The sequence below is a fragment of the Rhodococcus sp. RDE2 genome (assembly GCF_020885655.1).
Lineage (GTDB): Bacteria > Actinomycetota > Actinomycetes > Mycobacteriales > Mycobacteriaceae > Rhodococcus > Rhodococcus pyridinivorans.
In genome coordinates this window covers 1,117,732-1,141,733 of the sequence record NZ_AP025186.1, presented here as the reverse complement: position 1 = coordinate 1,141,733, position 24,002 = coordinate 1,117,732, and the positions used below count along the sequence as shown (strand labels likewise).

General features: G+C 68.1%; 29 protein-coding genes and 1 tRNA gene. 7 read left to right on the top strand and 23 right to left on the bottom strand.

From position 1 onward, the window contains the following. The first annotated feature begins 8 nt into the window (after positions 1-8). Positions 9-1,586, top strand: coding sequence for a phospholipid carrier-dependent glycosyltransferase (locus tag LPH33_RS05540; RefSeq protein ID WP_160873874.1), 1,578 nt, complete (start codon positions 9-11; stop codon positions 1,584-1,586). A 13-nt stretch (positions 1,587-1,599) separates the two neighbouring features. Here LPH33_RS05540 and LPH33_RS05535 read toward each other — a convergent pair whose 3' ends face one another. The 5 genes from LPH33_RS05535 to mscL (LPH33_RS05515) form a co-directional block, all read right to left on the bottom strand. Then, positions 1,600-2,400, bottom strand: a complete 801-nt coding sequence (locus LPH33_RS05535; protein ID WP_088899248.1) for a T3SS (YopN, CesT) and YbjN peptide-binding chaperone 1 — start codon at positions 2,398-2,400, stop codon at positions 1,600-1,602. A gap of 88 nt (positions 2,401-2,488) precedes the next feature. Then, positions 2,489-2,935, bottom strand: coding sequence for a hypothetical protein (locus LPH33_RS05530; RefSeq protein WP_088899235.1), 447 nt, complete (start codon positions 2,933-2,935; stop codon positions 2,489-2,491). After that, positions 2,932-4,542 carry a BCCT family transporter gene (locus LPH33_RS05525; RefSeq protein WP_229567386.1) on the bottom strand — a complete coding sequence of 537 codons (1,611 nt, stop codon included), beginning with the start codon at positions 4,540-4,542 and terminating at the stop codon, positions 2,932-2,934. The genes LPH33_RS05530 and LPH33_RS05525 overlap by 4 nt, the downstream gene beginning before the upstream one ends. A 114-nt stretch (positions 4,543-4,656) precedes the next feature. Then, on the bottom strand, positions 4,657-5,019 hold the full coding sequence (locus LPH33_RS05520; RefSeq protein WP_088899233.1) for a GntR family transcriptional regulator: 363 nt from the start codon (positions 5,017-5,019) through the stop codon (positions 4,657-4,659). Positions 5,020-5,031: 12 nt separating this feature from the next. Further along, positions 5,032-5,481 carry a large conductance mechanosensitive channel protein MscL gene (gene mscL / locus LPH33_RS05515; protein ID WP_016692908.1) on the bottom strand — a complete coding sequence of 150 codons (450 nt, stop codon included), beginning with the start codon at positions 5,479-5,481 and terminating at the stop codon, positions 5,032-5,034. 150 nt (positions 5,482-5,631) lie between these two features. On the opposite strand from mscL (LPH33_RS05515), the gene arsC reads away from it, so the two are divergent. Then, a complete protein-coding gene (gene arsC, locus LPH33_RS05510) occupies positions 5,632-5,979 on the top strand; it encodes an arsenate reductase (glutaredoxin) (RefSeq protein WP_085468971.1) in 348 nt (115 codons plus the stop codon). A gap of 6 nt (positions 5,980-5,985) precedes the next feature. Here arsC and arcA read toward each other — a convergent pair whose 3' ends face one another. After that, positions 5,986-7,197, bottom strand: a complete 1,212-nt coding sequence (arcA, locus tag LPH33_RS05505) for an arginine deiminase (protein WP_088899232.1) — start codon at positions 7,195-7,197, stop codon at positions 5,986-5,988. A 100-nt stretch (positions 7,198-7,297) separates the two neighbouring features. Between arcA and LPH33_RS05500 the strand changes: the two genes are divergently transcribed. Then, positions 7,298-7,765 (top strand): FABP family protein, encoded by a 468-nt coding sequence (locus LPH33_RS05500; RefSeq protein ID WP_145693398.1) that lies wholly within the window; start codon positions 7,298-7,300, stop codon positions 7,763-7,765. A gap of 46 nt (positions 7,766-7,811) precedes the next feature. Here the strand turns inward: LPH33_RS05500 and LPH33_RS05495 are convergent, their stop codons facing one another. The 7 genes from LPH33_RS05495 to LPH33_RS05465 all read right to left on the bottom strand — a co-directional run bounded on the left by LPH33_RS05495 (position 7,812) and on the right by LPH33_RS05465 (position 13,246). After that, positions 7,812-8,660: an SDR family oxidoreductase gene (locus LPH33_RS05495; protein WP_160873871.1), complete on the bottom strand. Its 849-nt coding sequence runs from the start codon at positions 8,658-8,660 to the stop codon at positions 7,812-7,814. Between the two features lie 198 nt (positions 8,661-8,858). Beyond that, complete coding sequence (locus LPH33_RS05490; protein WP_157788873.1) at positions 8,859-9,002, bottom strand: hypothetical protein; 144 nt, start codon at positions 9,000-9,002, stop codon at positions 8,859-8,861. Positions 9,003-9,103: 101 nt separating this feature from the next. Further along, positions 9,104-9,176 (bottom strand) — tRNA-Ala (locus LPH33_RS05485). A gap of 163 nt (positions 9,177-9,339) precedes the next feature. Then, a complete protein-coding gene (gene glpR, locus LPH33_RS05480; RefSeq protein ID WP_229567385.1) occupies positions 9,340-10,158 on the bottom strand; it encodes a gephyrin-like molybdotransferase receptor GlpR in 819 nt (272 codons plus the stop codon). Positions 10,159-10,414: 256 nt separating this feature from the next. Next, positions 10,415-11,050, bottom strand: coding sequence for a GNAT family N-acetyltransferase (locus tag LPH33_RS05475; protein WP_059381672.1), 636 nt, complete (start codon positions 11,048-11,050; stop codon positions 10,415-10,417). Beyond that, a complete protein-coding gene (gene glp / locus LPH33_RS05470; protein WP_229567384.1) occupies positions 11,050-12,303 on the bottom strand; it encodes a gephyrin-like molybdotransferase Glp in 1,254 nt (417 codons plus the stop codon). Before glp ends, LPH33_RS05475 begins: the two co-directional genes overlap by 1 nt. Before the next feature lie 31 nt (positions 12,304-12,334). Beyond that, the gene (locus LPH33_RS05465) at positions 12,335-13,246 is read right to left on the bottom strand and encodes a UTP--glucose-1-phosphate uridylyltransferase (RefSeq protein ID WP_229567382.1); all 912 of its coding nucleotides are present in this window, start codon (positions 13,244-13,246) and stop codon (positions 12,335-12,337) included. 61 nt (positions 13,247-13,307) lie between these two features. Here LPH33_RS05465 and LPH33_RS05460 point away from each other — a divergent pair, with 61 nt between their 5' ends. The 4 genes from LPH33_RS05460 to mscL (LPH33_RS05445) all read left to right on the top strand — a co-directional run bounded on the left by LPH33_RS05460 (position 13,308) and on the right by mscL (LPH33_RS05445) (position 15,700). Then, positions 13,308-13,910: a 5-formyltetrahydrofolate cyclo-ligase gene (locus tag LPH33_RS05460; RefSeq protein ID WP_229567381.1), complete on the top strand. Its 603-nt coding sequence runs from the start codon at positions 13,308-13,310 to the stop codon at positions 13,908-13,910. A gap of 84 nt (positions 13,911-13,994) precedes the next feature. Next, entirely contained in the window at positions 13,995-14,294 is a 300-nt protein-coding gene (locus tag LPH33_RS05455) for an FmdB family zinc ribbon protein (protein ID WP_229567379.1), read from the top strand. Positions 14,295-14,397: 103 nt separating this feature from the next. Further along, the gene (locus tag LPH33_RS05450; protein WP_006553791.1) at positions 14,398-15,123 is read left to right on the top strand and encodes an SAF domain-containing protein; all 726 of its coding nucleotides are present in this window, start codon (positions 14,398-14,400) and stop codon (positions 15,121-15,123) included. A gap of 145 nt (positions 15,124-15,268) precedes the next feature. After that, a complete protein-coding gene (gene mscL / locus LPH33_RS05445) occupies positions 15,269-15,700 on the top strand; it encodes a large conductance mechanosensitive channel protein MscL (RefSeq protein WP_229567377.1) in 432 nt (143 codons plus the stop codon). Positions 15,701-15,799: 99 nt separating this feature from the next. Here the strand turns inward: mscL (LPH33_RS05445) and LPH33_RS05440 are convergent, their stop codons facing one another. The 10 genes from LPH33_RS05440 to mrf all read right to left on the bottom strand — a co-directional run bounded on the left by LPH33_RS05440 (position 15,800) and on the right by mrf (position 23,923). Further along, entirely contained in the window at positions 15,800-16,438 is a 639-nt protein-coding gene (locus tag LPH33_RS05440; RefSeq protein ID WP_229567376.1) for an MspA family porin, read from the bottom strand. 53 nt (positions 16,439-16,491) lie between these two features. Then, the gene (locus LPH33_RS05435) at positions 16,492-17,301 is read right to left on the bottom strand and encodes an MspA family porin (protein ID WP_229567374.1); all 810 of its coding nucleotides are present in this window, start codon (positions 17,299-17,301) and stop codon (positions 16,492-16,494) included. A 574-nt stretch (positions 17,302-17,875) separates the two neighbouring features. Beyond that, positions 17,876-18,091 (bottom strand): hypothetical protein, encoded by a 216-nt coding sequence (locus LPH33_RS05430; protein WP_229567372.1) that lies wholly within the window; start codon positions 18,089-18,091, stop codon positions 17,876-17,878. 4 nt (positions 18,092-18,095) lie between these two features. Beyond that, the gene (locus tag LPH33_RS05425; protein ID WP_006553786.1) at positions 18,096-18,593 is read right to left on the bottom strand and encodes a MogA/MoaB family molybdenum cofactor biosynthesis protein; all 498 of its coding nucleotides are present in this window, start codon (positions 18,591-18,593) and stop codon (positions 18,096-18,098) included. Between the two features lie 74 nt (positions 18,594-18,667). Beyond that, positions 18,668-19,912 carry a S1C family serine protease gene (locus LPH33_RS05420; RefSeq protein WP_229567371.1) on the bottom strand — a complete coding sequence of 415 codons (1,245 nt, stop codon included), beginning with the start codon at positions 19,910-19,912 and terminating at the stop codon, positions 18,668-18,670. Between the two features lie 167 nt (positions 19,913-20,079). Beyond that, a complete protein-coding gene (locus LPH33_RS05415; RefSeq protein ID WP_229568261.1) occupies positions 20,080-21,483 on the bottom strand; it encodes a HAMP domain-containing sensor histidine kinase in 1,404 nt (467 codons plus the stop codon). A gap of 8 nt (positions 21,484-21,491) precedes the next feature. Beyond that, positions 21,492-22,181, bottom strand: coding sequence for a response regulator transcription factor (locus LPH33_RS05410; RefSeq protein WP_088899223.1), 690 nt, complete (start codon positions 22,179-22,181; stop codon positions 21,492-21,494). A 69-nt stretch (positions 22,182-22,250) separates the two neighbouring features. Beyond that, entirely contained in the window at positions 22,251-22,424 is a 174-nt protein-coding gene (gene rpmF / locus LPH33_RS05405) for a 50S ribosomal protein L32 (RefSeq protein WP_088899222.1), read from the bottom strand. A 33-nt stretch (positions 22,425-22,457) separates the two neighbouring features. Next, on the bottom strand, positions 22,458-22,709 hold the full coding sequence (locus LPH33_RS05400) for a type B 50S ribosomal protein L31 (RefSeq protein ID WP_088899221.1): 252 nt from the start codon (positions 22,707-22,709) through the stop codon (positions 22,458-22,460). Beyond that, positions 22,706-23,923 (bottom strand): ribosome hibernation factor-recruiting GTPase MRF, encoded by a 1,218-nt coding sequence (gene mrf / locus LPH33_RS05395; RefSeq protein ID WP_160873862.1) that lies wholly within the window; start codon positions 23,921-23,923, stop codon positions 22,706-22,708. Before mrf ends, LPH33_RS05400 begins: the two co-directional genes overlap by 4 nt. Between the last annotated feature and the right edge of the window lie 79 nt (positions 23,924-24,002).

Sequence of the window (24,002 nt, the reverse complement as noted above, 5' to 3'; positions counted from 1 at the left end):
ATCGGAACGTGACCGTGACGGACCGCAGCCCTTCACAGGCCCCCGGCCGTGGTCCGTCGGCAACGCAGGATCGTCGCCTTCTCGGTCCCGGCCCGTTGGTGCCCGGACCCGAGCCTCTCCCCGGAGATCGGGCGCGCGGCTGGATCGTCACCGCCTTCGTCACGGCCCTCGCCGCGATCACGCGGTTCACGATGCTCAACTACCCCACCGACGCGAAGACGCCGGTGTTCGACGAGAAGCACTACGCCCCGCAGGGCTGGCAGGTGCTCACCGGCGGCTGGATCGAGGACAACCCCGGTTACGGGCTCGTCGTGCATCCGCCCGTCGGCAAGCAGATGATCGCGATCGGCGAGGCACTGTTCGGATACACGGCGTGGGGTTGGCGTTTCTCGGCCGCGGCGGCCGGTGTCGTGCTCGTCCTGCTGGTCGTGCGGATCGTGCGGCGGCTGACCCGTTCGACGATGCTCGGCGCGGTCGCCGGGCTGCTGCTCGTCGTCGACGGGGTGACCTTCGTGTCGTCCCGCCTGGGCATGCTCGACATCTTCCAGGCGGTCTTCGTCGTCGCGGCCTTCGGGTGCCTGATCGTCGACCGCGACGACGTGCGTGCCCGCATGGCGAAGGTGCACGCCGAGGGCCGTGTCCTCGACAGTGTGTGGGGTCCGCGTTTCGGGGTGCGCTGGTGGCGCTTCGGTGCGGGCATCCTGCTGGGTCTCGCGGTGGGCACCAAGTGGTCGGGCCTGTACTTCATCGCGTTCTTCGGGCTGATGTCCGTCGCCTTCGACCTCGCGACTCGACGCGCCTACCGGGTGCAGCGACCGTGGATCGGGACGGCCCTGCGCGACATCGGTCCGGCGTTGTACGCCCTCGTGCTCGTCCCGCTCGGGGTCTACCTGTCGACCTACTGGGCGTGGTTCGCGAGCGAGACCGGCGTCTACCGTCACGCGGTCGGCTCGCGGATCGGCCACGACGGGATGTTCTCGTTCGTGCCCGACGCGCTGCGCTCGCTCTGGTACTACAGCGCGAGCGTCCTCGAGTTCCACTCCGGTCTGACGAACTCGGCCGGCAACCAGCATCCCTGGGAGTCGAAGCCGTGGACGTGGCCGATGGGTCTGCGGCCGATGCTGTACTACTTCGCCGACGGCGAGCGGATCAGCGGATGCGACGCCGAGCAGTGCGTCAAGGCCGTGATGCTGGTCGGAACGCCGGCGCTGTGGTGGGTGTCGCTGCCGGTGCTCGGGTGGGGACTGTGGCAGCTGCTCGTCCGCCGCGACTGGCGGTGGGCCGCGGTGCTCACCGGCTACGGCGCGGGGATCCTGCCGTGGTTCGCGAGCCTCGACCGGCAGATGTACTACTTCTACGCGGTGCCGATGGCGCCGTTCCTGGTGATGGGTGTCGCGCTGGTGCTCGGCGACATCCTCGGTTCACCGCACGCCTCGACGGAGCGGCGGACGACCGGGCTGCTCGTGGTGTGCCTGTATGTGGGGCTCGTCATCGCGAACTTCGTGTGGTTGTGGCCGATCCTCACGGCACTGCCGATCACGCCGGAGCACTGGAACGACCAGTTGTGGCTCCCCAGCTGGCGCTGAGGAGGGTCCGGGTTCAGTTCGGTTCGTCGAGCACGCTGCCCTCTGGCAGGTCGACGTCGCGGTCCCTGTCGGAGCCGTAGCGGACGCCGTCGAAGCGGCGCGCGAATCGCTCGTCGACGACCGTGAGGAAGCCCTTGAGTCGCTGGAGCAGCTCGGACAGGTGGCGGGGTACGAACGGATCGCCGAGCAGGTCGACGGTGGCGACGAGGCGGTCCTCGACGAGCACCACCTTGATGTGCGGCCACGTCCGGTTCAGCTCGGTGAGCTCGGCCAGCGCGTGGGTGCGACCGGCGGCGGGCGTAGCTCCCGGGGTGTCGTTCTCGGGGATCGCGTGCAGCAGCGGCGCCCACAGCCGGATGCTGCCGTCGTCGTCGATCACGACGAAGACCACCTGGGAGTCGAGGACCACGACGAAGTCGCCGTCGGCGTCGACCGGCACCGGGCGCCCGAGGGCGTGCGCGAGTGCGTCGCTCACGCGCTCGCGGAGGTCGCCGAGGGCGGACGGCGGATGTGCCTGCAGGAAGGCCGGATGCGGGACCTTCCCGCGACCGCGCAGCACCGACACGATGTGCCGGGCGAGCATGTCGGCCTCGGACACCGGCCGGGTGACCGGCTCGGATCCGGTGACCTCGACGGTGGCGTGTCCGCCGGCGCTCGCGTGCACGTGCACGCAGGCCGCGGGCCCGGAGGCGGTCTCGGCGTGCAGCTCGAACGCGTCGGAGCCGGCGAGTTCGGAGATGCGCCGGGCCAGCTGCGAGGCGTAACGGACCCAGTCGCGGTCGAGGGCCTCGTCGAATCGTTCGGTGTCGGTCACGCGCACTCCTCTCGAAGAGCAACTGCCGGGCAGGCGACACCGTACTCGGGGTGGACGACAACTCACCGCAGGCACGCGGCGTCGTGTGTCACCCGTGATGCCGCTGTGCGACCGCTGCCCACACCGCGACCCGCGACCCGCGTTCGAGGATGTCGACGATCGCGAATCCTGCCTGTGCGAGAACGGTGCTCACCGTCATCGAGACGGTTCCGGTGTCCTCCCCCGGCCCCGCCTCGTCGATCACCCACAGTTGTCCGTCGCCGGTCAGCAGCGGCGCGAGGGCGGCCACCGCAATGGTGTCCGTGCGGAGTTCGGGAAGGTCGAACGTGTAGATGCGGTCGAACTGCTCCTGCTGCGCGAACTCGTGGGCACGGGTCGCCGAGGGGACCACGCGCACGCGGCCGCGGGGGCCGACCTGCTCGGCGACCACGGCGGAGGCGGGCCCGGTGTCGATCGCGAGGACGGACGTGCCCGGACGCGGATCGAGGACGTCGAGCAGGAACTCGACGCCCTCGATGCGGGACCGTTCGGTCATTCGACCTTGCGCAGTGTCCGTTTCCTGCGCCCGCCCGTGATCAGGGGGTCGCGCTGCAGATCCCGGTAGAGCGACACGCACAGGCCGATCATCACGAGGAGGAAGGGGGCCGCGGCGATGATTGTCATCGTCTGCAGGGCGTTGAGCGCTTCCTCGCCGCCGCTCCACAGCAGCAGGGCCGCGACGCCGCCGGTGAGTCCGCCCCAGAAGATCACGACGCCACGATTCGGCGCGAGGGTGCCGCGCTGACTGAGGCTGCCCATCACCATCGACGCGGAGTCGGCTCCGGAGATGAAGAAGATGGCGATGAGGAGCATCGCGACGACCGTGGCGATACCGGTGAGCGGAAGGTTTCCGAGCACCCCGAACAGCTGTCCTTCGACGCTGTCGGCGCCCGCGATGTCGTACCCGTCCAGTTGCTGTCCGATACCGGCGCCGCCGAAGATCGAGAACCAGATGAGGCTCACGAGGCTCGGGACGAGGATGACACCGACGATGAACTCGCGGATGGTGCGTCCACGGCTGATGCGGGCGAGGAACATGCCGACGAAGGGCGCCCACGAGACCCACCACGCCCAGTAGAAGATCGTCCAGCTCGACAGCCACTCACCTGCGGCCTCGTTGGAGGCGGCCGTGCGCGCCGACATGCGGGCGAACTCCGCGGCGTAGGCACCGAGGGTGGTGGGCACGAGGTTGAGGATGAAGACGGTGGGTCCGAGCACGAACACGAAGACAGCCAGGATCGCGGCGAGCACCATGTTGATGTTCGACAGGTACTGGATGCCCTTGGCGACACCCGTGACCGCGGAGGCGATGAACGCGAGCGTGAGCAGGGCGACGATCGCGACGAGCAGCATCACGCCGGCCGTCTCGAGCCAGCCGGTAACCTCGAAGCCCGATCCGATCTGCAGGGCGCCCAGGCCGAGCGACGCCGCGGTGCCGAACAGGGTCGCGAACAGGGCGAGGATGTCGATGACCTTGCCGAGCGGACCTTCGGCCCGGCGCCCCAGCAGCGGGATGAAGGCCGAGCTGATGAGCTGCTTGCGTCCCTTACGGAAGGTGCCGTACGCGATGGTCAGGCCGACAACGGCGTAGATCGCCCAGGGATGCAGGCTCCAGTGGAACATCGAGGTCGCCATCGCGACACCGGTGCCACCGTTGGTGCCCGGTGGCGGCTCGACGAAGTGCGAGAGCGGTTCGGCGACACCGAAGAACATCAGACCGATACCCATGCCGGCGGCGAACATCATCGCGATCCAGCTGACGGTGCGGAACTCCGGCTTCTCGTCGTCCTTGCCGAGCGGGATCCGGCCGTAGCGGCTCACCGCCAGCCAGAGCGCGAAGAACACGAATCCGCTCGCCGTGAGCACGAACAACCAGCCGAACTCGACGACGATCCAGTCGAGGATGTTCCCGGTAACGGTCCCGAAGTTCTCCGTGGCGGCCAGACCCCACACCACGATCGCCGCGACCAGCGCGGCAGCGACTCCGAAGACCACCTTGTCGGTCTGCGGCGGATGCGCCGCGGACGCGGCTACTGCAGGAGCACCGGCGCCCGAGACCTCGTCGATCTCCTCGGACCCGGGCCGATCACCAGGGACGTTCATGCGAACAAACCTTCCAAGTTTCGGCCGCCTGCGGAGCGGAATCACCGAACCCGAGAAAATCGTCACATTTCGGACGCACCCTGCATACTCTGCGCGAACCGGAAGACGGGCAGGTCAGCCCGCGCGCAGGGCGGCCGAGACGAATTCGAGGATCTCCTCGTCGGACATCCCGAGTGCCCTCACCTCGGCGACGTACTCGTTGGTGGATCGCTGGGCCCGCGTGCGAGTGGGATCGCCCGTGTCGGCGACGAACGTCCCCGCCCGCCCGCGGGCCTCGAGCACACCCAGCTTCTCGAGTTCCCGGTAGGTCTTCGCGACCGTGTTCGGGGCGATGCCGAGTGTGTCGGCGAGACCCCGGACGGTGGGTAGCTTGGAACCTGCGATCAGCTCACCATCGTGTACCAGGTCGACGATGCGTCGGCGCAGTTGCTCGAACGGCGGGACGGGTGAGTCGGGATCGATGGTGAGGTCGAGCATTCTCGCAGGTTATCAGCGCTCGGTGACCTTGACGGGCGCTTCGGCCGAGGGCGCGTCGGCGGGCGCGGTGTTGTAGCTGCCGGTCTCGAGCAGGTCGCGGATCTGGATGAGCAGATCGGTCTCGCTCAGCGGCTCGTCCTCGGGCTCCTTCTCCGGCGCGAAGCGGGCCTTGGCGGCATTGACCGGCACGATGAGCACGAAGTAGACGACGGCGGCGATGATGAAGAAGTTGATCGCCGCGGAGATGACGGCACCGAGGTTGACGAAGGTCGCGTCGTTCGACGAGAGCAGGCGGAAGCCGAAGCCCATCTCGTTGTCGCCACCCACAGCAGCGACCAGCGGGTTCACGATGTGATCGGTGAACGCCGTGACGATGGACGTGAACGCCGCGCCGACGACCACTGCGACGGCGAGTTCGACGACGTTTCCGCGCAGCAGGAAATCCTTGAAACCTTTGAGCATCGTGCTCCGTGCCTTTTCTGAGAGGGAATTCGAAAACTTCAGGGCGCGGAAATCGTAATAATGCTTCCCAACAGCTTCAACAGGGACGAATCGGGCAACACGAGCGCGAGTGACACCGGAGTATGGGCTGTGCCAGGGCAGAATCGGGCCATGGCAACCACGGCGACGATCTATCACAATCCGCGTTGCAGCACGTCACGCAACACTTTGGCGTTGCTGAAGGAAAACGGGCTCGAACCCACGGTCATCAAATATCTCGAAACCCCGCCCTCCCGCGACGAGCTGCGGTCGCTGCTCGATGCGGCAGGTCTCACACCGAGTCAGGCGATCCGGAAGAAGGAATCGCTCTACAAGGAGCTGAACCTGGCCGAGGCATCCGAGGACGAACTGCTCGACGCGATGGTCGCGAACCCGATCCTCATCGAGCGCCCGCTGGTCGTCACCGACAAGGGCACCGTGCTCGCGCGTCCGGTCGACAAGGTGCGCGAGATCCTCTGACGCCAGTTACAGGACCGCCCGCGAGAGCGGGCACGACATGCATCGCGGACCGCCGCGGCCGGAACCGAGTTCCGACCCGGCGATCCGCAGCACCTCGACCCCAGAATCCTCGAGGCGGGTGTTCGTCTCGACGTTGCGTTCGTAGGCGACGACGACGCCGGGCGCCACGGCCAGCGTGTTGTTCCCGTCGTCCCACTGCTCACGCTCGGCGACAACGGAATCCAGACCGGTGTCGATGACGCGCAGTTTCTCGATCCCCATCGCGTCGGCGGCCGCCTCGAGGAAGGGGCGCGGTCCCGAGATCTGTACCGCGCCGTTCTCGCGGTGGATGGCGAACGCCTGCAGGCTGTCCCGGATCGCCGGGTACATCACCACCGCGTCGACGTCGACCATCGTGCACACCGTGTCGAGGTGCATCGACGCCCGTCGCTGCTCGATCGGGACCGCCAGCACGGTGTGCGCGAGACCGTCGTCGAAGGCGCTGCGCGCCAACGCTTCCGCACCGGCCGGGCTGGTCCTCTCCCCCACCCCGACGGCCACGACGCCGGGCGCGAGCAGCAATACGTCGCCGCCCTCGACGGGCGCGGTGTGCGATTCGTACGCGCGTCGCACGTGGAGGAACTGCGGATGGAAGGCGTAGATGAGGTCGGTGAGGCTGGTCTCGCGCCGGCGCGCGGGCAGCGCCAGATTGGGGATCGCCACGCGCGTTCCGATCCAGAACGACGAATCGCGCGTGAACAGCAGGTTCGGAAGCGGTGCGATCGCGAAATCGGAGCCGTGGTGCATCAGGCGCACGAGGGACGGGGCCGCGCCACTGCCTACCGCGGGCAGTTCGTCGAAGGTCATGCCCGCGATGAGGATCCGGGCGAGTTCGGCAGCGGGCAGGGCACGCAGATGGCCCGTCAGCTCCTCTGCGAGCGCATAACCGAGACGTTGCGCGTCGACGGCCGACGACACGCTCTGCACCCGCGCGGCGCCACTGGCCTCGAGTGTCTCGGTGAGCAGGTCTGCCAGCAGGAACACCTCGACCCCGCGGCTGCGCAGCAGCTCGGCGAAGGCGTCGTGCTCCTCCTGGGCGCGCGCCACCCACGGCAGGGCGTCGAAGAGCAGCTGGTCGTTGTTGCGGGGCGTGAGGCGTTCGAGTTCGGCACCGGGCCGGTGCAGCATCACGGCGCGGAGTTCACCGACTTCGGACTCGACACCCCAGCGATGACTCATATGCTCACGGTATCGCGCAGGACGGCGGCATCCGGGTCAGGCGCGTCGAGTACGGCGACAACGATTGCGAAGAACACACCGAGAACACGAGGGAGATTTCATGGCCGACGACCCGCTCGGGTGCCTGGCACCGTACGCCGGGCGCTGGACCGGAGGTGGCGACGGCCACTACCCCACCATCGACGACTTCGCGTACGACGAGACGATCGAGTTCGCCACCCTTCCCGGCAAGCCCTTCCTGATGTACGTCAGCCGTACGCGGCACCGCACGGAGGGACGCCCGTTGCACACCGAGAACGGCTACCTGCGTCGCAGCGGCGACGACGTCGAACTGCTCGTCTCGCAGCCCACCGGGTTCGTCGAGATCCAGCGGGCCAGGCCGGAAGGCGGCGTGCTGGACTTCACCACCCTCACCCTGGAGCGCTCACCCGACGCCAAGCCCGTGCACGAGGTCCGGCGGCGTTTCGAGGTCGACGGCGACGTGCTGGTCTACGACTTCTGGATGGCCCACGCCGACACTCCTCTGACGCACCACCTGCACGCCGAACTGCACCGCGCGTCGGAGTGATCCAGGTGGATCCGGCCCCGCTCAGCGGGGTCGGAACCACCGGAATTCACTTCGTGCCGACGACGCGACGGAAGTAGTCGTTGGCGGCCTGCATGACGAGGTTGTAGGGCGGCGCGAACTTGCGGGCCCACCAGTACCCGAACCGGGTGTCGAACGACGTGTAGACCATGAAGCGGTTCTTCAGGATGCCGGCGACGATGCGTTCGGCAACCTTCTCGGGCGTCGCGGCGTGCCGGACGAACTGCTTGGTGAGCTTGCGGACCTCGGGGCGGTCGCGGTCGACGCCGACGATCTGCACGGTGTCGACGAGCGGTGTGCGCACGGCCCCCGGGACGACGAGCGAGACACCGATGCCGTCGCGCTTGAGGTCGAACCGCAGCACCTCCGACACCCCACGCAGACCGAATTTGCTTGCGCTGTAGGCGGCATGCCACGGCAGGGCGAGCAGCCCGGCAGCCGAGGAGACGTTGACGATGTGCCCGCCGCGGCCGGCCTCGATCATGGCCGGCACGAAGTTCTCGATGACGTGGATGGGCCCCATGAGGTTGACGTCCACCATGAGCTTCCAGTGCTCGTGCTCCAGCCGGTCGACCGTGCCCCACACCGACACTCCCGCGACGTTGGCGACGATGTCGAGCGCCCCGCACGCCTCGTGCACGTCGCGGGCGAAGGCGGTGACGGCCTCGTAGTCGGAGATGTCGAGGGCGGCCGAGTGCAGCACGGTGCCGCCGCGTTCACGAACGCTGCGGACCACCTCGCCGAGGGCCTCCTCCTGCAGATCGGTGAGCACCAGCCGGGCCCCGCGATCGGAGGCCGCATGGGCCAGGGCGCGGCCGATTCCGCTGGCCGCGCCGGTCACAAGGAATTTGGTGCCGCGCAGGTCGGTGATCGCCATGGCGACACCCTAACGTCGCCGTGACGACGCGACGCTCCGGCGCGCCACGGATAAGACCGGATGCGCCGGAGCGAAGCGACTTGTGTGGCCGGAGCGAAGCAAGTTGTGCGGCCGGAGCGAAGCGACCTGTGTGGCCGAGCGAACCGACCTGTGAGCCGGAGCGTGCGGCTCCGGCGGATGGAACTCGCAGAATCGAACTCAGAGCCGCTGTGCCATCTCCTCCTGGTATTCCCGAATCGTGCGCTCGATCATCTCGACATCGTCGTGGCGATTCTCGCTGCGCGCGAGGTCGGCGCGCTCGCGCAGTACCCGGATCGCCCGACGCAACTCGTCGTCACTCATCCTGTGGTCCATGCCACACAGTCTGCCGGGTTCGGCGAGGACCCGCCAGCGGATGGCCCCGCATACGACGAAAGCCCCGCCGAGGGCGGGGCTTTCGGGGGTGGAGCTGAGGGGAATCGAACCCCTGACCTCTTCGATGCGAACGAAGCGCGCTACCAACTGCGCCACAGCCCCGTAGGTTCCGAGGGAACCGACTCGCAAACTCTAGCAAACCACCCCGTCCATCACGAAATCGGAGTGTCGGCGCAGGTGACGGGCGATTTCGCGATCTGCTCCGAAGACGGGTCGGGGCCCGCACCGATTCGGTGCGGACCCCGCCGGAAGCATCGTCGGACGATCATTCCCCCACTGCGCGGGGAACGACGTAGTCGCCGGGCTCGTCGTCGCCGTCGCTCGCCCGGACGTCGTAGCCGTGGTCGATGCCGTAGTCGTCCTCGTAGCGATCGAGATGTTCGAACTCCGGATCCTCGTCGTCGACCTCGAGGACCACGGCCCCCGGGCGACGCAGACGCTGCGGAACGTCGTCGTGGCCGCCGCGGGCTCCTGCGCGGGACCGCTGCAGTCGCGCGAGCCGACGCCGCCGGATCTCCTGTTCGAGACGCACCTGGCGCCGCAGGTAGAACAGGTAGGCCACGAGGGCCACGGCCGCGAGACCGGCGAGCCACCACATGACCGACGAGACGATCAGGGCGAGCGCCGACGTCATGATCGCGGCGATCAGCAGGCCGAGGACGGTCCGCTGACGGAATTCGTATCGTGCAGCGCTCGCGACGGCATCGGCGTGCGGGTCGAATCCGCCGCGACCCCGGCGCTGCGGTGCGTGTGCGCGCACGGGCTCACGGTCGGGTGCTGCTTCGTCGTGGACGTCGGCCTCGTCGGAATCGATCTCCGGCCTGTCGTCGAGTTCAGTGTTCATGCGGTCCTCCGCGGGGGTGCGGTGCGTGCGGTCACGAGTCGGACGCCAATGAGGATCGCTGCGGTGTCCGGCGGCCGGCCCCCGAGGGGTAATCGGCTCGTCGTCTCCGCGGTGCAGAACTCGAGTTGCGAGAGCGGCGTCGGTCGTCTGCCGGATTCGAGGACGCTTCGTGACCAGCATGGGCACCAGAACGAACAACCACACGGCAACGAGCCCGATCCACAGAAGCGAGTTCGGCATCCGGTGGTCCTCCCTCCAGTCGTCGCCCTACCAGCCCGTCGACGCCACCGACCTACATGAGGCTAACGGCATCACTGCGCTTACCTGTACAGAAACGCCGACTCAATCGACTACAGAAGTCACTCGAGTCACGCGAAACCAACTGACACTTTCTTCACTCTAATCACAGAGATCCCACACGCGCTGGGGATTGTTACTCGAGTTGCGAGTAACCTGCGTTACATAACGGACGAACCCGACTCGAGACGGGAAGTGATCAGGACCAGGTCGCGCGACCGGCCCGGACGAGGCGATCCGAGACCGAGCCCGGAACCTCCTCGACCGTCATCGCGACCAGCAGATGGTCGCGGAATCGACCCTGGACGTCGAGATAGCGCTTCAGCAGACCTTCCTCGCGGAAGCCGACGTTGCGCAGCACCGCGCGACTGGGCTCGTTCTCGGGCCGCACGGTGGCCTCGACGCGGTGCAACCCGACCGGGCCGAAACAGTGATCGAGACCGAGGGCGACGGCAGCGGTCGCGACGCCGAGGCCGTTGACCTCCTTCTCCACCCAGTAGCCGATCCAGGCCGAGCGCAGTGCCCCGCGCACGATGTTGCCCACCGTCAGCTGCCCGCAGAACCTACCGTCCAGTTCGATGGCCATCGGCAGCATCAGGCCCTTGTGGGCCTCCGACCGCAGGCTCCGATACAGCCCCGGCCACACCGAGATGTGGTGCCGCATGTCCCACGGCGCCTCACCGGTCGGCTCCCACGGCTCGAGATGCGCACGATCACGCAGACGCAGGCGACTCCAAGCCGCGGCATCGCGCAGTCGGATCGATCGGACGGTCACGACGCCCCCGGCCACCCGCAGCGGCCCGAGCTCGGCCGGCCAGCCGGGATGACGGGACATCAACCACGCTGCCCGAGGAACGCCACGTCCACCGGGTCGCCCGTGCGGATCTCGGAGACCTCGGGGTCGACGATGACGAGACAGTTCGCCTCGGCGAGGGTCGCGAGCAGGTGCGACGACGAGCCGGCAGCGCCACCGAGCGCCTGCACGAGATAGTCGCCCGTCGTCTCGTCGCGCATGAGCTGGCCGCGCAGGAAACCCTTGCGACCGGGGATCGAGGTGATCGGGGCGACCGTGCGAGCCGAGACGACGCGGCGCATCGGCTGGCGCCGGCCGAGCGCGATGCGGATCAGCGGCCGGACCATCACCTCGAAGACGACGAGCGCGCTCACCGGGTTGGCGGGCAGCAGGAAGGTCGGCACCTCGTCGCGGCCGAGACGTCCGAAGCCCTGGACCGAACCGGGATGCATCGCGATCCGCTCGACGCCCAGCTCACCGAGATCGGACAACGCCTCGCGGACCTCCTCGAGCGCGCCACCGCCCACGGCACCGGCGATCACGACGATCTCGGCGCGGATCAGCTGACCCTCGACGACCTCGCGCAGCCGCTTCGGGTCGGTGCTCGCGATGCCGACCCGGTTGACGTCGGCACCGGCGTCACGCGCGGCCGCAGCCAGCGCGTAGGAGTTGACGTCGTAGACCTGCCCCGGCCCGGGGGTGCGGTCGACGTCGACGAGTTCGCCGCCGACGGAGATGACCGACAGTCGCGGCCGCGGATGGACGAGCACCTTGTCGCGGCCGACCGCGGCGAGCAGACCCACCTGGGCGGCCCCGATGATCGTCCCCGCCCGCACCGCGATGTCGCCGGGCTGGACATCGTCGCCGGTGCGACGCACGTAGTCGCCCGAACGCACCGGCTCGAGCACCTTGATGCGCGCGGCACCACCATCGGTGTTGTCGAGTGGCAGCACCGCGTCGGCGAGCGTCGGCAGCGGCGCACCGGTGTCGACGCGGACCGCCTGACGGGGCTGGAGACGGATCGGCTGACGCGAACCGGCACGCACCTCGCCCACCACCGGCAGCGTCACCTCGGCGGGCGCGGAGTCGCCGTCGGTCTCGGCCGGGGCCTGGACGTCGACGCTGCGCACGGCGTATCCGTCGATCGCCGCCTGGTCGAATCCGGGTAGGGGTCGCTCGGTGACCACTTCCTCCGCGCACAGCAGACCCTGCGCCTCGGAAATGGCCACCCGGACCGGCCGGGGTGCGACTGCCGCCGCCGTGACCCTGGCCTGCTGATCCTCAACCGACCGCATACCGCTTCTCGTCCTCCAGCCCGTCCTGCAGTCAGCGCTTCAGGCGCTCGAGGAGCCACTCGCGCAGCGAGGGCCCGTACTCTTCCGTGTTCAACGCCGAGTCAACCGCAGCGCGCAGATAGCCCCCGGGATTTCCGAGGTCGTGTCGGGTGCCGCGGTGCACCACCACGTGGACGGGGTGGCCCTCGGAGATGAGCAGGGCGATCGCGTCGGTGAGCTGCAGTTCTCCCCCCGCTCCAGGCTCGATGCGACGCAGTGCGTCGAAGATCGCCCGGTCGAGCAGGTAGCGGCCGGCGGCAGCGAAGGTCGACGGTGCGTCCTCCACGGCCGGCTTCTCGACCATGCCGAGCACCTTGAGCACGTCGGGGTTGGCGGCATCCGGTACGACCTCGACGTCGAAGACGCCGTACGCGCTGACCTGTTCCTTGGGCACGTCGATCGCGCACAGCACGGAACCGCCACGCTTGGCGCGGACGCGCTGCATCGTCTCGAGCACGCCGACCGGCAGCACGAGGTCGTCGGGCAGCAGCACGGCGATCGCGTCCTCGTCGGGATCGAGCGCCTCTTCGGCGCACGCCACGGCGTGACCGAGGCCGAGCGGCTTCTCCTGGACCACGGACTCGACCTCGAGCAGCCCCTGGGCCTTGCGGACCTTGGCGAGGAGCTCGTACTTGCCCTTCTCCTCGAGCTTGGACTCGAGGACGAGATCCTCGACGAAGTGCGCGACCACGCCGTCCTTGCCCGGCGCCGTCACGATGAGAAGGCGTTCGGCGCCCGACTCCGCGGCTTCACCCGCCACGAGCTCGATGCCGGGCGTGTCGACCACCGGCAGGAGTTCCTTCGGAACCGTCTTGGTTGCGGGAAGGAACCGCGTCCCCATACCTGCTGCGGGGACAACCGCGGTCTTGAAATGCCGCGTGCCTCCGGTCGTACTGTTCGTCATAGACTCCCACCCTAAACTTCGGCCACCGAGGACGGTGGTTCGGCGATCGTAAGGCGCAGACATGCCCCCACCCCCGAAAGCGGTCTGGCGTGACCGCATTCTTACAGCTCGGCGCGAGCTGAGTGCTGCGAGGCGCAGAATCGAGGACACCGCGCTCGCCACGGTGGCCTCGACGCTGGCCCCGGCGGGGTCGATGGTGTGCGCATATGTGCCCGTGGGTTCGGAGCCCGGATCGATCGCGCTCCTCGACGCTCTGACCGAGGCCGGAACGACGGTGCTCGTCCCGGTGACCCGCACCGGCGAACCGTTGTCGTGGGCCCGCTACATGGGCGAGAAGACGCTGATGGCGGCCGATTTCGGGCTGCGCGAGCCGGGTGGTGAGATCTTCCCGCCCGAGGCGGTGGCGAAGGCTCACACGGTGCTCGTCCCGGCCCTGGCGGTGGACGCGCGGGGCGTGCGGCTCGGCCGCGGCGCCGGTTTCTACGACCGCACCTTGCACCTCGCCTCACCCGACGCCGCGATCATCGCGGTGGTCCGCGATGAAGAACTCGTCGACGAACTGCCCGAGGACCCCCACGACATCCGCATGGGATGGGCGCTGACACCCGGGAAAGGGCTGGTCCGGCTCGGTAGCGGCGACCGTGCGGAACAACACACTCCCTAGCGCTGTTGGCACTGTCGGCGGTAGAGTGCCAAAACTGCAGTACGACGAATACTGCGGTTCGACGAACTGGCGGAGGATCAACCGGTGCCCACCTACTCATATGCCTGCACGGCCTGCGACAACAAGTTCGACATCGTGCAGTCCTTCAGTGACGACTCCCTGACCGAATGCCCGCAGTGCGAGGGCAAGCTGCGCAAGCTCTTCAACTCGGTCGGCATCGTGTTCAAGGGCAGCGGCTTCTACCGCACCGACTCCCGCAGCGGCAGCACCGCGAGCGAATCCGCGTCGACGAGCTCGAGCAGCTCCTCGTCGAGCGACAGCAGTTCGTCGAGCAGTTCGTCGTCGAGCAGCACCTCCTCGGCTCCGGCTGCCGCCGCGAGCTGACCTCCGGACTCCTTTGTCCACAGGCGGTCGAGTCATCCACAGACCGCCGTCTCCGAGGGCTCATCGGGGCCGACAGAGCATCCCCACCTTCTAGGTTCGGGGCATGCCCGTCGGCCCTTTCTCGTTCCTCCAGCGTGCGCGCGCGCATCCGCACCACTCGCGCTCCTCTGCGGGTGCCTCGCTGCAGCCCACCCTCCCCGACCGGTTCGTCGAACTCCTCCGCCCCGGCTGGTCGCGCATCGTCCGGGCCCGCCGGATCGCGGCCGGACTCCTCGCCGTCCTCGCGGTGATCCTCGCGCTGCGCGGCGACCCCGACACCGATCGTGTGGGTGTCGTCGTCGCGGCTCACGATCTCGCGCCCGGGCACACCCTCACGGCCGACGATGTCGCGCACGTGGAGCGCGATCGGTCCACTGTGGTCGCCGGGACCCTGCACGACGTCGACGACGCCGTGGGCCACACTCTCGCCGGCCCTGTGCCGGCCGGTGAACCCCTCGTGGACACCCGCCTTCTCGGTCCTCGTCTCGCCGCAGTCGCCACCGGCTCCACCGAGGCCCGCGTAGTGCCCATCCGGCTCGCCGATGCCGGGGTGAGCGAACTGCTCCGTGAGGGCGACCGCGTCGATGTCCTGACGGTGACGGAGACCGAAGAGGGACCCCTGCCCGGCGCCCACGTCCTCGCTCGGGGTGCAGTGGTGGTGCTGGCCGAATCCGGCGGTTCGACGAGGGATCGGAACGAGCGGGTCGTGCTGGTCGCGCTGGAGCCCGAACCTGCCACGGCGGTCGCGGCGGCGTCGCTCGTGAGCGCGCTGACCGTCACGCTGCACTGAATGTCCCGGTGGTTACCGAGCCTCCCGGTCGTTTCCCCTGCACAATCGCCACGAGGAACCGACCTCGCGGTTTATCGTGTGGACGTCCGTGTGACCTACCTCATGTGCGCGGCTCCGGCGGACAGGCCGCGAGAAGGAGCACACCATGCTGAAGGGCTTCAAGGACTTCATATTGAGGGGCAACGTCCTCGATCTCGCCGTCGCGGTCGTGGTCGGTGCCGCGTTCACCGCCATCGTCACGGCCTTCACCCAGTACATCATCGAGCCGCTCGTCAGCGCGATCGGCGGCGACAACGAGATGGGCTGGGGCTTCGAGATCGTGAGCGGCAACCCGGAGACCTTCGTGAACATCGGCGCGGTGATCTCCGCGATCATCAACTTCATCATCATCGCCGCGGTCGTGTATTTCGTGCTCATCGTCCCCGCCAACGCGGCGAAGAAGAAGTTCGTCACCGAACCGGAGGACAAGCAGGCCAGCGCCGAGGACCTGCTCATCCAGATCCGCGACATCCTCGAGGCCCAGGCAGGTCAGGCCGCCCAGGGCGCACACGCCAAGCCGACGCCGCGCGTGGAATGAGCACGTGTGCATCGGGCATGACAAGACCGGGCCCGCTCGATGATTCGAGCGAGCCCGGTCTTGTCGTGCTGTGTTCGGCGTGAGCCGGACGTCTACGTCCTAGACGGTCCAGGGAGCGCCGTAGGTGGTGACGTTGTCGCCGTTGGCCGTGATGGCGCGAACGAACGGACGGACCTGGACAGCGCCGAGGACGCCGGAGGCCGTGCCGTGGACGTTGGAGAACTGAACGGTCTTGAAGTCACCGTCGAACTCGCCCTCGGCGACGACGAGCTCCTCGATGCCCGGAGCCGGGGTCAGCTCGAGCTCGGCGTAGGCCTGCGGAAGGATGTCGGTGACCTTGGCGGTGACGTCGCCGCTGAGCTTGGCGTCTACACCGAGGCCAGGAGTCGAGTAGGTGACTCCGATGGCTCCGTCGATGCTGCCGGCCCACGCGAACTGGTAACCGAACTGGAAGGTCGTGCCCTCGGCGTCGGCAGCGCCCTCACCGATCAGGTTGGCCGTACCGCGGCCGTTGTGGAAGAACTCGCGGTTGAACGGGCTGCCGCCGAGAGCCGGAACACCCTGGATGAAGGTGTCCTCCTGGGTCACGACGACCTCGAGGCCGTCGGAGACGATGCGGTTCTGGTCGTTGACCTCGGCCGAGGCGGCACCCGAGGCACCGAGGACCAGGCCGAAGACGGCGGCACCGGCGACGGCGGCGTTACGAGCGGCCTTGAAGCCACGCGACTTGATTCCCATGATTACTCCGTTTGTGGTGGTGGGGATTTCTTGCGGGATGGCGCGGAGCAGGACTAGAGGGTCCAGACCTGGCCGTAGGTGGTGACGTTGTCGCTGTTGGCCGTGATCACACGGACGAACGGACGGACGGAGACCGGACCGATGACTCCGGTAGCGGCACCGTGGACATTGGCGATCTGAACTTCCTTGAAGTCGCCATCGAACTCACCCTCGGCCACGACAATTTCTTCAATGCCAGGCGCTTGACTCAATTCGATGCCCGCAGTGACCTGCGGCAGAATGCTGCCCACACCGATGTCCGTGGACTGGTGCTCATAGTCGCCACCATCCTCGATCACAGTCCAGAGCTTCTTGCCGTCCTTGGTGCCGTCGACTGTGGCCTGAACCCGCTTCTCCTCGTCAACCACGTTGCCGGAGTAGTCGACGTATTGGCCAGCGGAATTCTTCAGCCAAACCTCTTCCACCGTGTCCGAATAGCCATAACCAAGGTCCGTGGCAAGCTCAGGGGAAGTCCAATTGAAGCCGATCGCACCGTCGACCGACGCCGTCCACGCGACCTGGTAGCCGAACTGGAAGGTCGAACCCTCGAAGTCCGCCGCCTCGGGGCCGACGATGTTCGCGATGCCGCGGCCGTTGTGGAACCATTCGCGGCTCAGCGGGCTGCCGCCGATCGGGGGCACACCGTTGATGAAGGTGTCCTCCTGCGTGACGATGACCTCGTGGCCGTTGGAGACGATCCGGTTCTGGTCGTTGACCTCGGCACCTGCGGCGCCGGCCGATCCGAGAACCAGACCGGCCACAGCAGCTGCTGCCACCGTGGCGTTGCGGGCGGCCCGGAAGCCACGTCGCGTCTGAATCTTCATGAATGCCTCATCCGTTCTCTGCGTGCCGGGTTGCGCACCGCGTCCGACAACAAGTAGTCGCCCTGTCGCCCGCGGGCCGCTGTCCACAGCGAACACACCGGCGGATCAGCCGCCGGTGTGTCGGTACGTCCATCGTCCGCACGGTTTTGCTTTACCGATTCGTGACCGAGCCCAGGCTGTGAAGCCTGGGCTCGACCGGTTTGAACCTGAGAGGGAGATTAGACCGTGACCATTCCTAGAGCAACGCCTAGCTTTCGTAACGCTCCGGTATAGGCGCGGTGCAGATCACACGCCCGACCGTTCACCGAAGCGGTCAAATAGGACACCTATCAGGTTGGAATATGTAACCCAGGATTACACGTACAGGACTCGATCAGCGCCACATCGGCGCAGGTAGAAGCCACATTCTTATTGCACCCGGAGTGCAGGACAAAATACCTTATGTGACCGGAAACACAGATCACAAACATCGCGCGGACCAGACGGAGATGAACGGATCGTTGCGGCGACGTTTCGTTGCGGTCGACAACGGGTTGGAATCCGGTTGAGCGCAACTCGACGTCAGTGATGCAGATCACTCACCGGAGTGGTGTGGAGGCACCTGCCTGCGCAGCCATTCGTCCGAGCCGCCACCGCCGGAGTCGCTCTCGCCCCGTTCGTCGCGTGTCGTCTCGGGAAGTACATCTCCGAAGATGCGCGCCAGCCGTGCCCGGTCGATCCGGGCACGGCTCTCACGCTTTGCTTCGGTCACCTCGTCGGGCTCCTGCGGGTCCGCAGGGTCGCCGGACATGGCGTCACTCCTCCATCCAGGACAGCTCTTCGATGACGTGCGCCGCGAGAGGAAGCAGGGTCGCCATCCCGTCGCGGATGGCGGGACGCGACGACGCGAGGTTCACCACCAGCGTCGATCCGGAGACGCCCACGAGACCGCGGGAGAGGCCGGCGTCGACGGCACCCGACGCCAGGCCCGACGAACGCAGCGCCTCGGCGATGCCGCGAATCTCGTGATCGAGCACGTCCTCGGTCGCGTCGGGAGTCACGTCGCGCGGGGTGACACCGGTGCCACCGACGGAGATCACCAGGTCGACACCGCCGATCACCGCGGTGTTGAGTGCATTTCGGATCTCGACCTCGTCGGCCGCGACCGTCACGACACCGTCGACCGCGAAGCCACCTTCGACGAGAAGCTCCGTGACCAGCGGGCCCGCGGAGTCCGGACTGTCGCCGTGGGAGACGCGGTCGTCGACGACGACGACGAGCGCGCGGCCTTTTCTGGGAGCTTCGAGTTCCATGAGGTCCACGGTAGTTTGCGGGTCGAGAGCATGCGGCTCTTGTACCGAAATGTGAGCTATGTCCATGTCGTCCCTCATCGTCCGGCGGAATCTGCGGTGGTCACGACGTCGACGGTGTTCTCCTCACCGTCGGCCGTGCGGTAGGTGATCTTCACGGTCTCGCCGGGAGCGCGGGAGCGGATCGCGGCGATGAGCGAGTCGCCGTCGGTGATGACCCGCTCGTCGACGCGGACGATGAGCGCGTTGTTCGGGATGCCCGCACGATCGGCCGGCCCGTCGGGTACGACTTCCACGACGCGCGCGCCGTAGGCGTTGTCCCGGGACGGGACCTGGACACCGATGATCGAGTGCGTCGCCTGCCCGGTGTCGACGAGTTCCTGCGCGATGCGCCGGGCCTGCTCGACGGGGATCGCGAAGCCGAGGCCGATCGAGCCCGACTGTCCGCCGGCCGTGGCGATCGCGGTGTTGATGCCGACGAGGCGACCTTCCATGTCGACGAGCGCGCCACCGGAGTTGCCCGGGTTGATCGCCGCGTCGGTCTGGATCGCGTCGATGACCGACGCCTGGTTGGCAGTGTCCCCGCTCGTGGAGACGGGACGGTTGAGGGCCGAGACGATGCCCGCCGTCACGGTGCTCTGGAGTCCGAGTGGCGAACCGACGGCCACGACCTCCTGGCCGACCGCCAGGTTCTCGGCGCTGCCGAGTTCGATAGGTGTGAGGTCGGTGCGACCTTCCGTCCGGATGACGGCGATGTCCGAGACCGCGTCCGCGCCGACGACCGTCGCCGGTGCGGTGGAACCGTCCGAGAAGTAGACCGTCAGGCGCGCGCCCTGCCCGCCACCCGCCACGACGTGGTTGTTGGTGAGAATCAATCCGTCCGAGGACAGGACCACACCCGAACCCTCACCGGCACCCGTGCGACCGAGGACCTCGATCCGCACGACGCTCGGCACGACCCTGTCGGCGACGGCCTGCACGCTGCCCTCGGGAGCGGCGGCGATCGTCTGTGTCTCGGGTCGCGGGGCGTCGAGGGAGTTGACGACCGGTCCGGACGAGTCGCGTACCGACCAGGCACCGACCGCGCCACCGATTCCGCCGCTCACCAGTGCCAGTGCGATGGCACCGACGACGAGGGCGGTACGGCCCGGCATGCGATTCGATGCCGTGTGATTCGGTGCTGGGTGATTCGATCCCGGCGCCGGCGGCGGAGGTGCCGGCTGCTGGGCGGCCTGCGCGTAGGGGTCGGTGTATCCACCGGGGCCGTACGGATGGGGTTGCGGTTGCGGTGCTCCCGCGCCGCGGGTGGGGTCCTCACTCATTCGTCACTTCGCCTTCGTCCGCCGGGGCCACCGGACGCATACGGGTCGACGTCGGCGTGCGGTGGCCGATCATGCGGGGTGCGTCGAGCACCTCCGCCCTTCTTCGTCCAGCATGGACCGGGCAGCTGAGAGTCGCCTCAGAAGTACCCGCGATTCTGCTGTCGAATTCATTCGATCTCGGTGGGGTGTGTCTCTCCGTCGAGGGCCGGTGTGCCGGGCAGCACGATGCGGATCAGCGCGCCGCCCCGATTCGACCGTTCGACGGCGATCGTCCCGCCGTGCTTCGTGACCATCTGTCGCACGATGGCCAGTCCCAGACCGGATCCCGGCATCGACCGCGCGGTCGTCGCCCGGTAGAACCGTTCGAACACCAGTTCGCGTTCCTCCTCCGGGATCCCCGGGCCGGCGTCGTCGACGGTCAGCTCCATCAGACCGCTGGCGATCTGCCGCATGTTCACGACGACGTCCTCCCCCGCCGGGCTCCACTTGGCCGCGTTGTCGAGGACGTTGACCACGGCGCGGGTGAGTCCGGCCTGGTCGCCGAAGACGAACCACTGCTCGGTGGTCGCCCGGAACTCGATGTCGGTACGCCGTCGACGCGCACGTTCGAGGCTGCGGTCCACCACCTCGGCGACGTCGACGACCTCGAAGACCGTCTCCGGTGCATCCTCCCGAGCGAGGTCGACGAGATCGCCGACGAGCGTCGACAACTCCTCGATCTGGCCGATGACGTCGGCCCGCAGTTCGGCCATGTCCTCGTCGGGCAGGCTCGGTGCACCGGGACGGCTCGCCGCGATGAGCAGTTCCATGTTGGTCCGCAATGAGGTCAGCGGTGTCTTCAGTTCGTGACCGGCGTCGGCGACCAGCCGGCTCTGCCGTTCCCGCGACTCGGCGAGCGCGCGCAGCATCATGTTGAAGCTCTCGGTGAGACGGGCGAGCTCGTCGTGGCCGGTCACCCGGATGGGCCGCAGGTCGTCGGTGCGGGCGACCCGCTCGGCGGCGGCGGTGAGCCGGGCGACGGGACGCAGACCCGTACGGCCGACCGTCGCACCCACGGCGGCGGCGAGCACCACCCCGCACCCGCCCACGATGAACAGCACACTCGCCAGGCGGTTGAGGATCTCGACGGTGGGACGCAGGCGCTGCGCGATCACGACCGTGCTGCCATCGGGCATGCGCTGGGCCAGTACGCGCTGCTGGGCGACGGTGCGAAGCGACGACTCACGGTCGCCCTCGGCCACCGCCAGTTCGGATTCGCCGATGGGGACCGACGAGCCCGGCGGCACGTACCTGCCGAGATCCGGGTAGATCAGGGCCACGCTGATGTCGGAGCTGTAGAGCTGGGCCCCACCGATATAGCGCGGGTCATAGGTGATGAGGGTGCTCGACTCGACGAGCGCGGCGGCCCGCGCCCGCAACTGGGTGTCGACCTCCGAGTACAACGCCCGCGAGACGACGGCGTAGGCCGCGATGGAGGTGACGGCGACGGCGAGCGCCACCGCGCCGGCCGCGAGGAGCGTGACGCGGGTGCGCAGCGGCACCGAGCGGGTCAGAAGAAGAGGTGGTCGCATCGGGTCGCTCACGGCGGGGTTTCGCGCAGCACGTACCCGACGCCGCGCACCGTGTGGATCAGGCGCGGTTCTCCACCGGCCTCGGTCTTGCGTCGCAGGTACCCCACGTAGACCTCGAGGGCGTTGCCGGAGGTCGGGAAGTCGTAACCCCACACCTCCTCGAGGATGCGGCTGCGCGTGAGCACCCTCCGCGGGTTCGCCATGAGCATCTCCATCAAGGAGAACTCGGTGCGGGTGAGGCTGATCTGCCGGTCACCGCGGGTGACTTCGCGGGTCGCGGGGTCGAGGCTGAGGTCGGCGAACCGCAGCACCTCGTCGGCGGACGAGTCCGGGTCGGGCGCGGCACGACGCAGCAGCGCCCGCAGCCGCGCGAGCAGTTCCTCGAGCGCGAACGGTTTCGGCAGGTAGTCGTCGGCGCCCGCGTCGAGACCCGCGACCCGCTCCGAGACGGAGTCGCGCGCGGTAAGGACGAGGATCGGCAGGTCGTCGCCGGTGCTGCGCAGTCGGCGGCACACCTCGAGACCGTCGACGCGCGGCATCATCACGTCGAGCACCATCGCATCCGGACGCGACGCCGCGACCTGCTCGAGGGCGTCCTGCCCATCCGTCGCGAGGTCGACCGTGTATCCGTTGAAACTCAGTGACCGGCGCAGCGACTCCCGCACCGCACGGTCGTCGTCGACCACCAGAATGCGCATGATCACCATTGTGGCCTGCCCCTACTGAGAGCGCGCTGAGAACCCGCGGTGGCGGGCGGGCTCTACGACTCAGTCGGTCCGGGGATCGACGTCACCCCTGTGCACGGCCTCGACGAGCCTGCGGGGCACCTTCACTGTCGTTCCGTCGACCGTGACCGGCACGAGATCGGGGACCTTCGCCGTCCACTGCGACCGGCGATGACGGGTGTTCGAGCGGGACTTCCTGCGTTTGGGGACTGCCATGTCGTTCTCCTTCGATGTCGGGAGGTTCGGGGATCAGGGTCGGCGCCGGCCGTACTTGCGCTCGAACTTCTCGACGCGACCGGCGGTGTCGAGCAGGCGGGCGGCGCCCGTCCAGAACGGGTGCGAGTCGCTCGTGACATCGACGACGATCAGCGGGTAGGTACGGCCGTCCGACCAGACGGTCGTGCGTTCGGATGTCGCGGTGGAACGGGTCAGGAAGGTGGCGCCGGTGTTGGCGTCCCGGAAGACCACGGGGTGGTAGTCGGGATGCAGGGCCGGTTTCATCGGTGTTCCTCTCTCTCGTTGTCGCGGCGGTCTGCCGGGAGGTCGTCACATGGGTCTTCGTGGAATCGACCGAAGGGGTCGTGCCAGGTCGGCCACAGGTCGGGGCGGTCGAACTCGTCGTCGGTCACGACTGCCGCACGCAGGGTGCGGTCGATGAGATCCGGGTCGGCGTCGTGGACGAGGACGACGATGCTCGTGTCCCGGTCGCCGTAGCGTTCGTCCCAGCGCAGCGACGCCATCGCGCGGCGTTCCGGCGGGATCTCGCGCTGTTGCTCGGGAGTCATCGACACGAGCCACGGCCCGGCATGAGCGACCCGCAGTCCTCCACCGGCGGATTCGACGAGCAGCGCATTGTCGGGTTGGGTGGCGACCCACAGTCGCCCTCGGGCGCGCACGACGCCGTCGAGCAGCACGTCGATCGCGTGGTGGAGACGTTCCGGATGGAACGGCCGGTCGGCGGAGAACTCGACGAGGCGGATTCCGCAGTCGTCGTCGAGGGGCGGTTGACCTCGTAGGAGAGGCGAGTGCGCCCCGTCGATCGTCCCCCGACGGGCGGTGGCGGGTATCTCGCGGAGGAGCCGCTCGACGTCCGGTTCCCCCGCCCACGCGATCGGCGCGTCCGGGGCGAGTCGGGTGAGCACCGCGTGCAGGCGTGCCTGCTGCCAGCCGTCCGCTCCCGGAAGCACCACCAACGCATCGGCGAACTCGACCTGGCCGACGACGACCTGCGCCAGGGTGCGGTCGTCGTCGACACGCTCGTTCAGTTCGTCGTCGCCCGTCGCGTCCTCGAGCCAGGTCGCGGCGTCGAGGCAGGTCACGACGCCGTCCACTCGGACATCGAGGGACGCGGGTCCGTCGACACGACCGACGATCCCGCTCACCACGACATGTTCGACTGCCCAGCACAGTGCCTCGGGTTCGAGTTGCGGGTCGAGGTGCAGCACGATCCGGTCGACGCTGCTGTAGTCGCGCATGCGGCGCAGAAGCGGCAGCAGATCCTCGCGCAGCGTGCAGGAGACGCACCCGTGCGCGAGTTCGAGGATCTCGGTGCGTTCGCCCTCGACGGTGAGCACTGAGCGGCGGAGTACGCCCTGGTCGAGACCGGACAGGTCGTGGTGGACGACCGCGGTGCCCGGACGCAGGAGCGACCGCGCGACCTGCGCAGTCCGTCCGCGCCATCCGCAGACGATGACGAGCGGCGTCCTGGTGTCCACAGGACTCCTTTCGATAACGATTGTCATTAACGACACCTGAGCGTACAGTCAGCGAAGCACTTTGTCGAAAATGATTGTC

Bases quoted from the DNA above. Each gene is read 5' to 3' on its own strand.
- LPH33_RS05530 (WP_088899235.1), bottom strand. From the start codon at position 2,935: ATGACCGAACGGTCCCGCATCGAGGGCGTCGAGTTCCTGCTCGACGTC.
- LPH33_RS05525 (WP_229567386.1), bottom strand. From the start codon at position 4,542: ATGAACGTCCCTGGTGATCGGCCCGGGTCCGAGGAGATCGACGAGGTC.
- LPH33_RS05520 (WP_088899233.1), bottom strand. From the start codon at position 5,019: ATGCTCGACCTCACCATCGATCCCGACTCACCCGTCCCGCCGTTCGAG.
- mscL (WP_016692908.1), bottom strand. From the start codon at position 5,481: ATGCTCAAAGGTTTCAAGGATTTCCTGCTGCGCGGAAACGTCGTCGAA.
- arsC (WP_085468971.1), top strand. From the start codon at position 5,632: ATGGCAACCACGGCGACGATCTATCACAATCCGCGTTGCAGCACGTCA.
- arcA (WP_088899232.1), bottom strand. From the start codon at position 7,197: ATGAGTCATCGCTGGGGTGTCGAGTCCGAAGTCGGTGAACTCCGCGCC.
- LPH33_RS05500 (WP_145693398.1), top strand. From the start codon at position 7,298: ATGGCCGACGACCCGCTCGGGTGCCTGGCACCGTACGCCGGGCGCTGG.
- LPH33_RS05495 (WP_160873871.1), bottom strand. From the start codon at position 8,660: ATGGCGATCACCGACCTGCGCGGCACCAAATTCCTTGTGACCGGCGCG.
- LPH33_RS05490 (WP_157788873.1), bottom strand. From the start codon at position 9,002: ATGAGTGACGACGAGTTGCGTCGGGCGATCCGGGTACTGCGCGAGCGC.
- glpR (WP_229567385.1), bottom strand. From the start codon at position 10,158: ATGCCGAACTCGCTTCTGTGGATCGGGCTCGTTGCCGTGTGGTTGTTC.
- LPH33_RS05475 (WP_059381672.1), bottom strand. From the start codon at position 11,050: ATGTCCCGTCATCCCGGCTGGCCGGCCGAGCTCGGGCCGCTGCGGGTG.
- glp (WP_229567384.1), bottom strand. From the start codon at position 12,303: ATGCGGTCGGTTGAGGATCAGCAGGCCAGGGTCACGGCGGCGGCAGTC.
- LPH33_RS05465 (WP_229567382.1), bottom strand. From the start codon at position 13,246: ATGACGAACAGTACGACCGGAGGCACGCGGCATTTCAAGACCGCGGTT.
- LPH33_RS05460 (WP_229567381.1), top strand. From the start codon at position 13,308: ATGCCCCCACCCCCGAAAGCGGTCTGGCGTGACCGCATTCTTACAGCT.
- LPH33_RS05450 (WP_006553791.1), top strand. From the start codon at position 14,398: ATGCCCGTCGGCCCTTTCTCGTTCCTCCAGCGTGCGCGCGCGCATCCG.
- mscL (WP_229567377.1), top strand. From the start codon at position 15,269: ATGCTGAAGGGCTTCAAGGACTTCATATTGAGGGGCAACGTCCTCGAT.
- LPH33_RS05440 (WP_229567376.1), bottom strand. From the start codon at position 16,438: ATGGGAATCAAGTCGCGTGGCTTCAAGGCCGCTCGTAACGCCGCCGTC.
- LPH33_RS05435 (WP_229567374.1), bottom strand. From the start codon at position 17,301: ATGAAGATTCAGACGCGACGTGGCTTCCGGGCCGCCCGCAACGCCACG.
- LPH33_RS05430 (WP_229567372.1), bottom strand. From the start codon at position 18,091: ATGTCCGGCGACCCTGCGGACCCGCAGGAGCCCGACGAGGTGACCGAA.
- LPH33_RS05425 (WP_006553786.1), bottom strand. From the start codon at position 18,593: ATGGAACTCGAAGCTCCCAGAAAAGGCCGCGCGCTCGTCGTCGTCGTC.
- LPH33_RS05420 (WP_229567371.1), bottom strand. From the start codon at position 19,912: ATGAGTGAGGACCCCACCCGCGGCGCGGGAGCACCGCAACCGCAACCC.
- LPH33_RS05415 (WP_229568261.1), bottom strand. From the start codon at position 21,483: ATGCGACCACCTCTTCTTCTGACCCGCTCGGTGCCGCTGCGCACCCGC.
- LPH33_RS05410 (WP_088899223.1), bottom strand. From the start codon at position 22,181: ATGCGCATTCTGGTGGTCGACGACGACCGTGCGGTGCGGGAGTCGCTG.
- rpmF (WP_088899222.1), bottom strand. From the start codon at position 22,424: ATGGCAGTCCCCAAACGCAGGAAGTCCCGCTCGAACACCCGTCATCGC.
- LPH33_RS05400 (WP_088899221.1), bottom strand. From the start codon at position 22,709: ATGAAACCGGCCCTGCATCCCGACTACCACCCCGTGGTCTTCCGGGAC.